The organism is Qipengyuania sp. HL-TH1, assembly GCF_036365825.1.
In the GTDB taxonomy this organism is placed as follows: Bacteria; Pseudomonadota; Alphaproteobacteria; order Sphingomonadales; family Sphingomonadaceae; genus Qipengyuania; species Qipengyuania profunda.
Window position 1 is genome coordinate 868031 of record NZ_CP142675.1, and the last position, 13524, is coordinate 881554.

12 protein-coding genes are annotated in these 13524 nt (G+C 63.9%); 9 read left to right on the forward strand and 3 right to left on the reverse strand.

Translation table 11 applies throughout. The features are described 5' to 3' along the window. Nucleotides 1-60: 60 nt before the first annotated feature. Nucleotides 61-912 (reverse strand): glutathione-dependent disulfide-bond oxidoreductase, encoded by an 852-nt coding sequence (gene yghU, locus VWN43_RS04865; RefSeq protein ID WP_320180442.1) that lies wholly within the window; start codon nucleotides 910-912, stop codon nucleotides 61-63. Between the two features lie 93 nt (nucleotides 913-1005). Here yghU and VWN43_RS04870 point away from each other — a divergent pair, with 93 nt between their 5' ends. The 4 genes from VWN43_RS04870 to VWN43_RS04885 all read left to right on the forward strand — a co-directional run bounded on the left by VWN43_RS04870 (nucleotide 1006) and on the right by VWN43_RS04885 (nucleotide 6401). After that, on the forward strand, nucleotides 1006-2007 hold the full coding sequence (locus tag VWN43_RS04870; RefSeq protein ID WP_320180441.1) for a DNA topoisomerase IB: 1002 nt from the start codon (nucleotides 1006-1008) through the stop codon (nucleotides 2005-2007). A 137-nt stretch (nucleotides 2008-2144) separates the two neighbouring features. After that, nucleotides 2145-3161 carry a sensor histidine kinase gene (locus VWN43_RS04875; RefSeq protein WP_320180440.1) on the forward strand — a complete coding sequence of 339 codons (1017 nt, stop codon included), beginning with the start codon at nucleotides 2145-2147 and terminating at the stop codon, nucleotides 3159-3161. A gap of 277 nt (nucleotides 3162-3438) precedes the next feature. After that, nucleotides 3439-5511 (forward strand): NAD(+) synthase, encoded by a 2073-nt coding sequence (locus VWN43_RS04880; protein WP_320182122.1) that lies wholly within the window; start codon nucleotides 3439-3441, stop codon nucleotides 5509-5511. A 26-nt stretch (nucleotides 5512-5537) separates the two neighbouring features. Beyond that, nucleotides 5538-6401, forward strand: coding sequence for a DMT family transporter (locus tag VWN43_RS04885; RefSeq protein ID WP_330768262.1), 864 nt, complete (start codon nucleotides 5538-5540; stop codon nucleotides 6399-6401). Here VWN43_RS04885 and VWN43_RS04890 read toward each other — a convergent pair whose 3' ends face one another. After that, nucleotides 6402-7484, reverse strand: a complete 1083-nt coding sequence (locus tag VWN43_RS04890; RefSeq protein WP_320180438.1) for a branched-chain amino acid aminotransferase — start codon at nucleotides 7482-7484, stop codon at nucleotides 6402-6404. It abuts the gene before it with no gap. 504 nt (nucleotides 7485-7988) lie between these two features. After that, the gene (locus tag VWN43_RS04895; protein ID WP_320180437.1) at nucleotides 7989-8552 is read right to left on the reverse strand and encodes a hypothetical protein; all 564 of its coding nucleotides are present in this window, start codon (nucleotides 8550-8552) and stop codon (nucleotides 7989-7991) included. 34 nt (nucleotides 8553-8586) lie between these two features. On the opposite strand from VWN43_RS04895, the gene VWN43_RS04900 reads away from it, so the two are divergent. The 5 genes from VWN43_RS04900 to VWN43_RS04920 all read left to right on the forward strand — a co-directional run bounded on the left by VWN43_RS04900 (nucleotide 8587) and on the right by VWN43_RS04920 (nucleotide 13430). Continuing rightward, on the forward strand, nucleotides 8587-9336 hold the full coding sequence (locus VWN43_RS04900; RefSeq protein WP_330768265.1) for a TlyA family RNA methyltransferase: 750 nt from the start codon (nucleotides 8587-8589) through the stop codon (nucleotides 9334-9336). Between the two features lie 54 nt (nucleotides 9337-9390). Further along, entirely contained in the window at nucleotides 9391-10923 is a 1533-nt protein-coding gene (locus VWN43_RS04905; protein ID WP_320180435.1) for an acyl-CoA carboxylase subunit beta, read from the forward strand. A 417-nt stretch (nucleotides 10924-11340) separates the two neighbouring features. Continuing rightward, on the forward strand, nucleotides 11341-11790 hold the full coding sequence (gene mce / locus VWN43_RS04910) for a methylmalonyl-CoA epimerase (RefSeq protein WP_320180434.1): 450 nt from the start codon (nucleotides 11341-11343) through the stop codon (nucleotides 11788-11790). A 158-nt stretch (nucleotides 11791-11948) separates the two neighbouring features. Then, nucleotides 11949-12560 (forward strand): glutathione S-transferase family protein, encoded by a 612-nt coding sequence (locus VWN43_RS04915; RefSeq protein ID WP_320180433.1) that lies wholly within the window; start codon nucleotides 11949-11951, stop codon nucleotides 12558-12560. Between the two features lie 84 nt (nucleotides 12561-12644). After that, the gene (locus VWN43_RS04920) at nucleotides 12645-13430 is read left to right on the forward strand and encodes an enoyl-CoA hydratase-related protein (RefSeq protein ID WP_320180432.1); all 786 of its coding nucleotides are present in this window, start codon (nucleotides 12645-12647) and stop codon (nucleotides 13428-13430) included. Nucleotides 13431-13524 lie beyond the last annotated feature (94 nt).

Sequence of the window (13524 nt, forward strand, 5' to 3'; positions counted from 1 at the left end):
CCCATACCGCCGCGATGGGACGGCATGGGAGGGGTTAAGTCAAGCCAAACGGGCGGCGGGTCAGATTGCCTTGCCGTCGAAATCGGCTGCCGAGTGGCGTTCGCGCAGCTGCGCGTCTTCATCGCCCCAGGTCTTGTTGACGATCCGGCCGCGGCGCGCCGCAGGACGTTCGGCGATCTGCTTCACCCAGCGTTCGACATGGGTGTATTCGTGGATCGAGAGGAAGGTGCGCGCCTCGCCGTAAATATTGCCGAGAACGAAGGGCGACAGCCAGGGCCAGGTGGCCATATCGGCGATCGTGTAGTCCTTGCCGCCGAGGAATTCGCTTTGCGCCAGTCGCTGGTCGGTGACGTCGAACAGGCGCTTGGTTTCCATCGCATAGCGGTTGATCGGATATTCGAACTTTTCAGGTGCATAGGCATAGAAATGACCGAACCCGCCGCCGATGAAGGGCGCACTGCCGACTTGCCAGAACAGCCAGCTAAGTACTTCGGCGCGGGTATGATCGGTGGGCAGGAAGGCTCCGAACTTTTCGGCCAGATGCATCAGGATCGCGCCGCTCTCGAAGATGCGAACGGGCTCAGGCCCGCTACGGTCGAGCAGGGTCGGGATCTTGGAATTGGGATTGAGGTCGACGAAGCCCGAGCCGAACTGGTCGCCTTCGCCGATATTGACCGTCCAGGCATCGTATTCGGCGCCAGCATGTCCCGCCTCGAGCAATTCCTCGAACATCAGCGTTGCCTTAACCCCGTTGGGCGTGGCGAGCGAATAAAGCTGGAAGTCATGCTCGCCCACGGGCAGCTCGCGGTCCTCACGCGCACCCGCCGTAGGGCGGTTGATATTGGCGAAGCGGCCGCCGTTTTCGGAATCGTGGGTCCAAACTTCGGGCGGCGTATAGATGGAATCGGCCAAGATCGTTCTCCTCAGGCGGATGGGCTAAAACAGCCTTCCATTCGTCGCAAGGTGGGGAACCGTGACCGGCGTCCCACGGTTCTTCCCTTCGCCATGACGAAGCTCATCTATGTCGACGACGACCTGCCCGGAATCACTCGCAAGGGGGCGGGCAGGGGATGGGCCTATTATGACCCCGAGGGAAAGCTGCTGACCGATGCAGCGGAGAAGCGCAGGCTCAATGCGGTTGCGCTTCCGCCCGCTTATACCGATGCCTGGTTCTGCCCCGCGCCCAACGGCCATATCCTCGCCACCGGGATCGATGCCAAGGGGCGCAAGCAATATCGCTACCATCCCGAATTCCGCGCGGCGCGCGAAGGCGAGAAGTTCGACAGCTGTGTCACCTTTGGCAGCCTCTTGCCGCTGGTGCGCAAGCGGGTCGAGGCGGATTTGCGCGGTCACAAGCTGACGCGTGAACGCGCGATCGCCAGTGTCGTTCGCCTGCTCGACCTCGGCGCGGTGCGCGTCGGAAACGAAGGCTACGCCAAGGCCAACAAGAGTTTCGGTGCCACCACCTTGCGCCAGCGCCACGCCGAACTGACCGGCAAGGTGCTGCGCCTGCGGTACAAGGGCAAGGCGGGCAAGCTGCGCGAAGTGACGCTGTCCGATGGTAGCTTGGCGCGCATGGTGCGCAAAATGCAGGACCTGCCGGGGCAGCACCTGTTCAAATATACCGACGATGAAGGCGATCTACACACGGTCGGGTCGAGCGATGTGAACGACTATCTGCGCGAGACCATGGGGCAGGACTTCACCGCCAAGAATTTCCGCACCTGGCATGCCAGCGTAAAGGCGCTGTCATGCCTTCGTGACGGCGAAGGCGCGATGCCGATGAAGGCGCTGCTCGAATGCGTCGCCGATCATCTCGGCAATACGCCCGCGGTGACCCGCAAGAGCTATATCCACCCGGCGGTGTTCGAACTGCTCGAGGATCAGGAAAGCTGGCGCGCGCAATTGCGCCTGCCGCGCGCCACGCGCTGGCTGACCCGCGAAGAACGCGGGCTTATCAACCTGTTGCAGGAAAGTCCGAGCGCGCAGGAATTGCTCGCCGCGTAGCGCGCAGACGCGAGAAGGGCTTCTGCTTTTCGGAAGTTTGCGATAGATGCAGGGTGCCGATGGTGCGGAGCCATCGCGCGTCCGCGCGTGCAACGGGGCAACGGCGGGCATCGGTTCTCCGCCGGAATGTCGTATCCATGCACCGGCTCGCCAATTTCGATGTCAGTCGCCAATTCCTCAGCCCGCGCAGCAAGATTGCCGCCCAAGTGGTGTTCGGTGCCATGTGCGCTGCGGCCATGGTCGGCCTGCGTTCGCTGGTCGACGTATGGGCGCCGGTCTCCGGGCCCTTCGCGCTGATCTATCCCACGATCCTGCTGGCGACGCTTTACGGACACTGGCGCGCGGGCGTGGTCGCCTTTACGATTACCTTCTTCTGGGCGTGGTTCTTTATCCTGCCGCCGTCGCGTTCGTTCCTGTTCGCCGACCTTACCGATCCCGCACGCGTGGTCCTCAATGCCGCCTGCGCGCTGATCGTGCTCGTCTTCGCCGAGGCCTTTCGCCGTGCCGCGCATGCGACGATGGACGAAATCCGCGAGCGCGCCGACCGGCGACTGACATTGCTGGCCGAGCTCGAGCACCGCACGAAGAACAATTTCGCGCTGGTCGCCAGCATGCTCGAATTGCAGAAGCGCCGTATCCCGCAGCGCGAACTCCATGCCCCGCTCGACGACGCGGTGGGCCGCGTGCGGACCTTTGCCGATGCCTATTCGGCGCTGGCGCTGGAGCAGTCGGACAATCCCGATGTCGCGATGAAGCCCTATCTGGAATACCTTCTTGACCGGATCGAGGGATCGAGCCTGCCGCCATCGGTGCGGCTGTTCCGCGAAATCGACCAGGCGACGCTGACCCCCGACGAGGCGGTGGCGATCGGGCTCTATCTCAACGAAGCAGTCGCCAATGCGTGCAAATACGCCTTTCCCGATGACCGGACCGGCACGATCGCGGTCTTCTTCCACGTGCGCGGCGACACGTGGCGGTTCACTATCGAGGATGACGGTGTGGGCGCCGATGCCTTTACCGATCCGGGCGGCGGACTGGGCAGCCAATTGCTTGCCGCCTTTGCCGCCCAGGCCCAGGCAACGCATCATGCGGGGCCCGTGCTCAACGGCTTCCGCACCGAAATGCGCAAGGAAGACCAGTCCGAACTTGCGTAGGGTAGCCTAAAAGGATACCTCGGCGGCCATGCATTTGGCCGGCTTCAAGATACGCCAGTGGCGCGAAGCGCAGCGCCCTCCGCTCAGTGCGGAGGACTTCGGTGCGCGTTTCGGCGAGCCGCAGCCTTGGCCAAGCCGGACCGTCTATGGCTGGGAGGCGAAGGGCAAGATCGCGCGCGCCACCGTCCAGAAACGGCTGGCCGAACTGGGCATTTGCCAGCCGGCCGACTGGCTCGAACCGGCTCCTGCACCATCCGATCAGAAAGGTACCGCCCCCATGAGCGGAAGCGCGACGCATCCCTTCTACGACATGCACACGCATGGCTTCGTCCGCCTCGCGACGAGTACGCCCAAGGTGCGCACAGCCGACATCGCCTATAATGCCGAGGGTATTCTCGAGACCGCGCACAAGGCGCATGCGCAGCATGTCGACCTGTTGCTCTATCCCGAACTGGCGCTGTCTTCCTATACGATCGACGATTTGCATATGCAGCTCGCACTGCTCGATGCGGTCGAAGCGCAGGTCGAGACAATCATCGCCGCCTCGCGCGAACTAAGCTCGGTGCTGGTCTTCGGGGCACCGCTGCGCCGCAATGGCCGGATCTACAATTGCGCCTTGGTCGTCGCGCGGGGCGAATTGCTCGGCGTGGTACCCAAGAGCTTCCTGCCCAACTATCGCGAGTATTACGAAAAGCGCTGGTTCGCGCATGGCCGCGAATGCGTCGGCCTGACGATCCGCTGTGGCACCCGTGAGGTACCTTTCGGTACCGATCTGATCTTCGCCGCCAGCGATCTGCCGGGGTTCACCTTTGGCATCGAGATATGCGAGGATTTCTGGGCGCCCAATCCGCCCGGCACCATGGCCGCGCTGGCGGGGGCGACGATCCTGCTCAACCTCTCGGCATCGAACATCGTCATCGGCAAGTCTGACGAACGCCATTTGCTCAGCCGCGCAAGCTCGAGCCGGTCGGTCTGCGCCTATGCCTATTCGGCCAGCGGGCATGGCGAAAGCACCACCGACCTCGCGTGGGACGGGCAGGGGATGATCTACGAGCTGGGCGATCTGATGGCCGAAAGCGTGCGCTTCGATCTCGCCCCCGAACTGTGCGTCACCGATATCGATACGCAGCGCATCCTGTCCGAACGAATGCGGATGCAGACCTTCAACGATGCCGCCGAGGCCGCCGGGCGGCCCGAGGACTGGTACCGGCGGATCGCGTTCGAGCGCGCGGCGCCGCGCGCCGATATCGGCCTCAACCGCCCGATCCGGCGGTTCCCCTTCGTGCCCAACCGCGCGGACAAGCTCGACGAGGACTGCTACGAGGCGTTCAACATCCAGGTCGATGCGCTCATGCGGCGGATCCAGGCAACCCGGCCGAAAAGCCTGACCATCGGTATTTCGGGCGGGCTCGACAGCACGCATGCGCTGATCGTCGCAGCCAAGGCGATGGACCGGCTGGGGCGTCCGCGCAGCGATATCCGCGGCTATACCTTGCCCGGCTTCGCCACCTCGGACGACACCAAGTCGAATGCCTGGCGGCTGATGGAGGCCTTCGGCATCACCGCCGAGGAGATCGACATCTCGCCCACCGCGCGGCTGATGCTCGAGAACATCGGTCATGCCTTCGCCGATGGCGAACCGGTCTATGACACGACCTTCGAGAACGTTCAGGCGGGCTTGCGCACCGATTATCTCTTCCGCCTCGCCGGCCAGAATGGCGGCTGGGTCATCGGCACCGGCGACCTTAGCGAGCTCGCGCTGGGGTGGTGTACCTACGGCGTGGGCGACCAGATGAGCCATTACGCGGTCAATTCGGGCGTGCCCAAGACGCTGATCCAGTACCTCATTCGCTGGACCACGCAGACCGCGCAATTCGATGCGGGCGTCGACGCCGTGCTGACCGATATCCTTGCCACCGAAATCAGCCCCGAGCTGGTTCCCGCGGGCGAGGACGGTGTGATCCAAAGCACCGAATCGATCATCGGCCCCTACGAACTCAACGACTTCTTCCTCCACCACATCATCCGCTGGGGGCAGAAGCCCAGCCATGTCGCCTTCCTTGCGTGGCATGCCTGGAAGCAGGCGGACGCGGGACTGTGGCCGATCGACTTCCCCGAAAAGGCGAAGAACGAATACGAGCTCGCCACGATCGCGGCCTGGCTGGAGAAGTTTCTCAAGCGCTTCTTTGGGTACAGCCAGTTCAAGCGCAGCGCCATTCCCAATGGGCCCAAGGTCAGCGCGGGCGGCGCGCTGAGCCCGCGGGGCGACTGGCGCGCGCCCAGCGATGCGGTGGCCGATACGTGGATCGCCGAACTCGCCGCGGCCCTCCCGCCGCTGGATGGTGACTGACCATGTCGGCGCGGGCCTTGCTGATAATGATGATGTGCAACATCGTCTGGGCACTCAATATCGTCGTCAGCAAGGTGGCGATCGTCGACCTAGCTTCGCCGCCGCTGTTCTATGCGCTGCTGCGGTCGCTGATCGTGGCGATCGTCCTCATCCCGCTGCTGCGTCCGCTTCCCGAGAATCTCGGGCGTGTGCTGCTCATCGGTCTGGCGATCAGCGGAGGGTCCTTTGCGCTGCTGTTCATGGGGCTGGTCACCGCAAGCCCCTCGGCTGCCGGGGTCGTCAGCCTGACCGGCGCGCCGATGACGGTGCTGTTCGCGATCCTGTTCCTGGGCGAGCGTATCCGCTGGCGCCGCGGGCTCGGGATCGGGCTGGCGTTCGGCGGTGTGCTGTTCGCCATGGCGGGCGAGAACCAGATGGAGACCAGCACCGGCCTGTTGCTGGTATTCATCTCTGCAGTCGTGGGCGCGCTCGGCACGGTCTTCGTCAAACGGCTCGACCTGTCATCGATCCGTTTGCAGGCATGGGCGGCGCTCGCCTCGGTCGCGGTGCTGTTGCCGCTGACCGCGGTGATGGAAAGCGGGCAGGTCGCATCGCTGGCCACCTCACCGTGGAAGCTGGCCGCGTGCCTGTTCTTCGCCGCAATCGTCGTGTCGGTCGGCGCGCATACCGCCTATTACCGGATGCTGCGCGAATACGATACCAATCTGATCGTGCCGCTGACGCTGTTCACGCCGATCTTGACCATCGTCTTCGGCGCATGGCTGACGGGGGACGCGATTGGCGGGCGGCTGGTCGTTGGCGGCGGCATTGCGCTGGCCGGCGTCGCCATCATCGTGCTGCGGCCGAGCGAAACCTTCACCCGCCGGTTCCTGGTCCGCCCGCGGTTCTGATCAGCCGAGCTTTACTGTCCAGCCATGGGTATCGGCGACGGCACCCTTCTGGATGGCGACCAGTTTCTCGCGGACCTTGTTGGTCATCTGGCCGGTACCTCCGCTGCCGATGGTGAACTCGCCATCGGGGCCAAGTACCGTGCCGACCGCGGTGACCACTGCGGCGGTGCCGCAGGCCATCGTCTCGAGCAGGCGACCCGTGGTGGCGTCCACGCGCCACTGGTCGATGCTGTAGGGCTCCTCGCGCACCTCCAGGCCTTCTTCGCGCAGCAACTGGATCAGGCTGTCGCGGGTGATACCAGGCAGGATCGTACCTGTCAGCGGCGGGGTGATCACGCTGCCGTCGTCGAACACGAAGAACAGGTTCATCCCGCCCAGTTCCTCGACCCATTTCTTCTCGACCGCATCGAGGAAGACGACCTGGTCGCACCCATTCTCGATGCCTTCGGCCTGCGGGACCAGGCTGGCAGCGTAATTCCCGCCGGTCTTGGCCGCGCCGGTGCCGCCGGGCGCAGCACGCGTGTAATTGCGGCTGACCCAGATTTTCACCGATTGCGCGCCAGCCTTGAAATAGCCGCCGACGGGCGATGCGATCAGCACATATTTGTACTGCCGCGCGGGCCGCACGCCGAGAAAGGCTTCGGAGGCGAACATGAAGGGTCGCAGGTAAAGTGCGCCATCGGCAATCGTCGGCACCCAGTCGCGATCGCGGGTGACCAGCTGGCGGATCGATTCGAGAAACAGTTCTTCGGGCAGTTCGGGCATCGCCATCCGCCGCGCGCTTTCATTGAAGCGGCGTGCGTTCTGCTCGGGCCGGAAGAGCGCAAGCGAGCCGTCTTCCTGCTTGTAGGCTTTCATGCCCTCGAAGATTTCCTGCGCGTAATGCAGCACGGCCGCCGCCGGATCTAGGCTGATCGGCTCGCGCGCGCGCAGCGTCGCCTTGTACCACCCGCCCTTGTCGGCGTCGTAATCGATCACAACCATGTGATCGGTGAACAGCTTGCCGAAACCGGGGTCGAGAAGCGCCTGCTGGCGTGTTTCGCCAGGGACGGGGGCGGGGTGGGGAAGATGCTCGAAATCCATGCAGCGCGGGTAATCGGAAGGCGCGCGCGAGGCAAGGATGAGTCTGATGGGCGTCTGTCACCGGCAAAAACCGATGGATGCGGCGAAGGCGGGAAACCGGTCCGGTTTGGACCTGGCACAATGAGAAGGGCAGCCCCACGCCCGTAGGTGGAACTGCCCTTCGCATGGTCAGCGGCGGGAAGTGCCGCTCACGAAGCCTCTAAGGGTTTGGTTTTACCGATAGTGCTCCGCGCGGAAACTTGCCGACCTCTCTGCTGAACCATGAGACATCGGATCACCTCCTTTCGCGCTGTTTAGAGCCAAAGTACCCCGTCTCCGGGGAACAAGACCGCGTTTCGCCGCTGATCTTGTGGATATATTTGAGTCTTCCAGAGGGTTAAAACAACCCTTGTAAAAAAGTTTTCCCACGTCAGAATTGGCGTTTCTGGCTCGGATCGGTTTCCGGGCCATTTTTGTGCCTGCTCGCCGCGCTCATGCCGGAGGCGGCCGATCCTGCGACTCCGCTCAGCGGCATTCCTCGATCACGCGCGTCACCTCGGCCCAGGCCGGAAGGTAAAGTGTGGATAAGCCCGAAGTCTCCACAGCGAATCGCCCGCGCGTCAGCGCCATCGCATCGAGCAGCGGGTCGCGCGCGTCGAGATAGGCGATCGATCGGGGCCGTCCGGCGCTGTCGGGAGTGAAGGCGCGGGCGGGCAGCGCGCGGTCGGCGGTTTCGGTCCGGATGATCATCTGGCCTGCGCCGCCCGACATGGCAGTGCGCACCAGCCCGACCTGGCGGTCGGCGGTGAGGCACAGCAAGGAGAAAGCAGGCGCGCCGCCGCTATCGACGAATTGCGCGAGCGCATTCTCCCCGAGGTCCGAATAGGTCCAGTTGCCGGCGGTCTGCGGACGGTCGATCCAGTTCTCTGCCGGGGCGGGCGCGGGCATCGGGGGCCGCGGTGCCGGGGTAGTCGCAACCGGCGTCGGTGCGGGCGTGGGCGCGGGCGTCGGCTGCGGAGCGGGCACGCAGGCCGCGATGGTGAAGCTCAGCGCCAGCGCGCCGCCCAGATGCAAATAGATCGGTTTCATGCCTGCACAATGATCGCTAACGCGCATGTTTCCAATGCCGAAAAAGATGCGCCTCGATCAAATGCTGGTGGACCGCGGGCTCGTGGAGAGCCGGACGCGCGCGCAGGCGCTGGTCATGGCGGGGCTGGTGTTCAGCGGCGAACAGAAACTGGCCAAACCCGGCCAGCAATTGCCCGTGGACGCGCCGCTCGACGTGCGCGGGCGCGATCACCCCTGGGTTTCGCGCGGCGGCATCAAGCTGGCGCATGCGATCGAGCATTTCGACCTCGACCCGCGCGGCGCGGTGGTGATGGACATCGGCAGTTCGACCGGCGGCTTCACCGACGTATTGCTGCAGGGCGGGGCGGAGCATGTCTTCGCGGTCGATAGCGGCACCAACCAGTTGGCGTGGAAACTGCGGCAGGACGAGCGCGTCACCGTGCTCGAACAGACCAGCGCACGCATCCTCACGCCGGACATGATCGACCGGCCATGCGACTGGGTGGTGTGCGATGCCAGCTTCATCGGGCTGGCCAAGGTACTCGATCGTCCGCTCCAGCTCGCGGCCCCGCAGTGCCGCCTCGTCGCGCTGATCAAGCCGCAATTCGAGGTCGGGCGCGAGGAAGTGGGCAAGAAGGGCGTGGTCAGCGACCCCGCGCTACACCGCCGCGTTTGCGACGACGTACGCGCATGGGCCGAGGCGCTGGGCTTCGTGGTCCAGGGCATCGCCCAAAGCCCGATCACCGGCCCCGAAGGCAATATCGAGTTCCTCATCAGCGCCGAGAGAAGCGCGCCGCGCGATTGACCTTGCGCCTCGCTTGGCACTAGTCGCACATCAAAACCTATTCACGGAGAGAGCATGTCCGCCAATATCGCCGAAATGGAACGCCGCCGCGATGCCGCCAAGATGGGCGGCGGGCAGAAGCGGATCGACGCGCAGCACGCCAAGGGCAAGCTGACCGCGCGCGAACGGCTCGACATCTTGCTCGATGAAGGCAGCTTCGAAGAACTCGACACCTATGTCGAACATGACTGCGTCGATTTCGGCATGCAGGACCAGAAGATCCCGGGCGACGGCGTGGTCACCGGATCGGGCACGATCAATGGGCGGCTGGTTTATGTCTTCAGCCAGGATTTCACCGTCTTCGGCGGCTCGCTGTCGAAACGCCATGCGGAGAAGATCTGCAAGGTCATGGACACCGCGATGAAGGTCGGCGCGCCGGTAATTGGCCTCAACGACAGCGGCGGCGCGCGCATCCAGGAAGGCGTCGCGTCGCTGGGCGGCTATGCCGAGGTGTTCCAGCGCAACGTGCTCGCCAGCGGCGTGGTACCGCAGATCAGCCTGATCATGGGGCCATGCGCGGGCGGGGCGGTCTACAGCCCGGCGATGACCGATTTCATCTTCATGGTCGAAGATTCGAGCTACATGTTCGTCACCGGCCCCGATGTCGTGAAGACGGTGACCAACGAAGTCGTGACGCAGGAAGAGCTGGGCGGTGCGAAGACGCATACGACCAAGACCAGCGTGGCGGACAACAGCTTCGAGAACGACATCGAGACGCTGCTCGCGACGCGCGATTTCTTTGACTACCTGCCGCTGTCCAACCGCGAGGAGGTGCCCGAGCGGCCGACGAGCGATGCCTGGGACCGCGAGGAGCCGAGCCTCGACACGCTGATCCCCGACAATGCCAACCAGCCTTACGACATGCACGAAGTCATCCGTAAGACGCTGGATGAAGGCGATTTCTTCGAAGTGCAGCCGGGCCATGCCGCGAACATCATCTGCGGCTTCGGCCGGGTCGAGGGGCGCACGGTGGGCGTGGTCGCCAACCAGCCGATGGTGCTCGCGGGCGTGCTCGACATCAATTCTTCGAAGAAAGCCGCGCGCTTCGTGCGCTTCTGCGATGCCTTCGAGATCCCGATCCTGACCTTCGTCGATGTGCCCGGCTTCCTTCCCGGCACCAGCCAGGAACACAATGGTATTATCAAGCATGGCGCGAAGCTGTTGTTCGCCTACGCCGAGGCGACCGTGCCCAAGATCACCGTGATCACCCGCAAGGCCTATGGCGGCGCCTATGACGTGATGGCCTCCAAGCACCTGCGCGGCGACCTCAACTACGCCTGGCCGACCGCCGAGATCGCCGTGATGGGCGCCAAGGGCGCGGTGGAGATCATCTTCCGCCAGGACCGCGACAATCCCGACAAGATCGCCGAGAAGACCAAGGAATACGAAGACCGCTTCGCCAATCCCTTCGTGGCGGCAAGCCGCGGCTATATCGACGAGGTGATCTACCCGCACTCGACCCGCAAGCGGATTGCGCTGGGGCTCAGGAAGCTACGGACGAAGCAGCTCGAGAACCCGTGGAAGAAGCACGACAATATTCCGTTGTGAGCGAGATAGAGCCTTCGATACCTGTCTTAATCGTGGTGGGCTTGGTACTCACAATCTGGATGTCGCTGGCTCACAGAAAAAGCGTCCGACAAAGGGCTGTCGAATTCGAGGAATGGAACATTCGATGGGACAAATCCTACACCCCACTTAAGTACCGACTAGGCCAGGCATCAAATCTGTTTGTCCTCGTCTTGGGCTTAATATTGTTTTCGATGGGTGCTGTTCTCTTTCTTGAGAGAATGGGGCTTTTGTGATGGCACTCTATCGTATCACCCGCCATTGAGCGATGATGCGCATCGCCGAATTCCGTCACCCTGAACTTATTTCAGGGTCCAGCTTTGGGAACGCGCGGTCATTGCAGTAGGAAGACTGGATGCTGAAACAAGTTCAGCATGACGAATTGAGAGGAGTAGACGCATGAAGCTGGGACGGTTGAACCATATCGGCGTCGCGACGCCTTCGATCGCGGAATCGCTGCGCTATTATCGCGATGTTATGGGCGCTAGCATCACGCATGAGCCCTTCGATCTCGAGGAGCAGGGCGTGACGGTCTGCTTCGTCGACACGCCGGGCGAGAACGGCACCAATGGCACGCAGATCGAGCTGATCGAGCCGCTGGGCGAGCAGTCCACGCTGACCGGTTTCCTCGCCAAGAACCCCGCCGGCGGGCAGCACCATCTCTGCTACGAAGTCGAGGACATCGAGGACGCGCGTAAGTGGTTCGAGGACATGGGTAAGCGCATCCTCGGCCCCACGCGCATCGGCGCGCATGGCACGCCGATCTTCTTCCTGCACCCCAAGGACATGATGGGCCAGCTGACCGAGATCATGGAAACGCCCAAGGACGACGCGCACTGGTCGAACTGAGGGGTGGGTGGGGATCTGATCGCGCCCCAACCAACCTTTTTCGTCACCCCCGCGCAGGCGGGGGTCCAGCTGACCTGGCGAGACTGAACGACCGTTATCTGGATCCCCGCCTTCGCGGGGATGACGAGGAAAAGACGGCGGAAATGAGAGGAACTTCGATGCTATTCTACGACAGCCCGAACCCGGCGCCCAATCCGCGCCGCGTGCGTATCTTCGCCGCCGAGAAGGGCATTGAGCTGCCGAGCAAGGAAGTCTCGATCCCCAAGCGCGAGCAGAAGGCGGAGGACTTCGTCGCCAAGAACCCGCGCGGGCAGACGCCCATCCTCGAGCTCGACGACGGCACGGTGATCGCCGAAAGCGTCGCAATCATGCGCTATCTCGAGGCCGAGCATCCCGAGCCGCCGCTGTTCGGCACCACCGCGCGCGAAATCGCGGACATCGAGATGTGGTGCCGCCGGGTCGAGATGATCCTCATGCCGCCGGTCGGTGCGGTTTGGGTCCACACGCATCCCTTCACCGCCGCGCTTCCGGGCCGCAATACGGAGTGGGGCGAGGCCAATCGGCCGCGCGTGGCCGAGGCGATGCGCTTCTTCGACGAATCGCTCGAAGGGCGCGACCACCTTGCCGGCGAGGCTTTTTCCGCTGCGGATATCCTGCTGCTGACCACACTCGATTTCGCCAAGTTCGTCGGGCTCGAAATGCCCGGGGAATGCGCGACGCTGGCCGCATGGCATGAGCGGGTATCGGCACGGTCGAGCGCGTCCGCCTGAACTCCGTTCGCTGCGCAAGCCCCTTGCGCGCAAGCGTCATCGCAGCCAAGGTCGGTGGCGAAAAGAAACCTTTGGGAGAGACGCGTGAGCTACGAAACCATCATCGTCGAGAAAGACGGCCCGCTGACCACCATCACGCTCAACCGGCCCGACCGGCTGAACGCGATGCCGCCGCAGATGGCGGACGAAATCGGCGCGGCTTTCTACGATCTGGGCGACAGCCGCGCAGTTCTGATAACCGGCGCGGGCAAGGGTTTCTGCTCGGGCGCCGATCTCGCCGCGCGGGGCGAGGGCAGCGCGCTGCAGAACAAGGGCGGCAGCCACCGTGCGCTGCAGAACCATTACAATCCCGCGATCAACCAGGTGCTGCGCGCGCCCGTTCCCGTGATCTGCGCGGTCAACGGCCCTGCCGCGGGCGTCGGCTGCAGCCTCGCGCTGGCGGGCGACTTCGTTCTCGCGGGCAAGAGCGCCTATTTCCTCCAGGCCTTCGTCAATATCGGTCTCGTCCCCGATGGCGGATCGACCTGGCTGCTCAGCCGCGCGATCGGCCGCGCCCGCGCGACGCGGATGATGATGCTGGGCGAGAAAATCGGGGCCAGCCAGGCCGAGGACTGGGGCCTGATCTACAAGGCCTGCGATGACGACGCGCTGATCGGCGAAGCCCGGGCGCTGGCGCACAAGCTCGCCAATGGTCCGACGCTGGCCTACGCCACGATGAAGAAGAACATCGCCACTGCGATGGATGGCACCATCACCGAGGTGCTGCTGGCCGAGGCCGAGGGCCAGCGGCTGGCGGGCGCGAGCAAGGATGCGATGGAAGGCGGCATGGCCTTCCTCCAGAAGCGCAAGCCGGACTTCAAGGGCGAGTAGGGCCACCCCGACCATCGTCATCATTCCCGCGAAGGCGGGAATCCAGCCAAGCTTGCCATTGATCGCACCCTTATCTGGACCCCCGCCTTCGCGG

Bases quoted from the DNA above. Each gene is read 5' to 3' on its own strand.
- VWN43_RS04870 (WP_320180441.1), top strand. From the start codon at position 1,006: ATGACGAAGCTCATCTATGTCGACGACGACCTGCCCGGAATCACTCGC.
- VWN43_RS04875 (WP_320180440.1), top strand. From the start codon at position 2,145: ATGCACCGGCTCGCCAATTTCGATGTCAGTCGCCAATTCCTCAGCCCG.
- VWN43_RS04880 (WP_320182122.1), top strand. From the start codon at position 3,439: ATGAGCGGAAGCGCGACGCATCCCTTCTACGACATGCACACGCATGGC.
- VWN43_RS04885 (WP_330768262.1), top strand. From the start codon at position 5,538: ATGATGATGTGCAACATCGTCTGGGCACTCAATATCGTCGTCAGCAAG.
- VWN43_RS04890 (WP_320180438.1), bottom strand. From the start codon at position 7,484: ATGGATTTCGAGCATCTTCCCCACCCCGCCCCCGTCCCTGGCGAAACA.
- VWN43_RS04895 (WP_320180437.1), bottom strand. From the start codon at position 8,552: ATGAAACCGATCTATTTGCATCTGGGCGGCGCGCTGGCGCTGAGCTTC.
- VWN43_RS04900 (WP_330768265.1), top strand. From the start codon at position 8,587: ATGCCGAAAAAGATGCGCCTCGATCAAATGCTGGTGGACCGCGGGCTC.
- VWN43_RS04905 (WP_320180435.1), top strand. From the start codon at position 9,391: ATGTCCGCCAATATCGCCGAAATGGAACGCCGCCGCGATGCCGCCAAG.
- mce (WP_320180434.1), top strand. From the start codon at position 11,341: ATGAAGCTGGGACGGTTGAACCATATCGGCGTCGCGACGCCTTCGATC.
- VWN43_RS04915 (WP_320180433.1), top strand. From the start codon at position 11,949: ATGCTATTCTACGACAGCCCGAACCCGGCGCCCAATCCGCGCCGCGTG.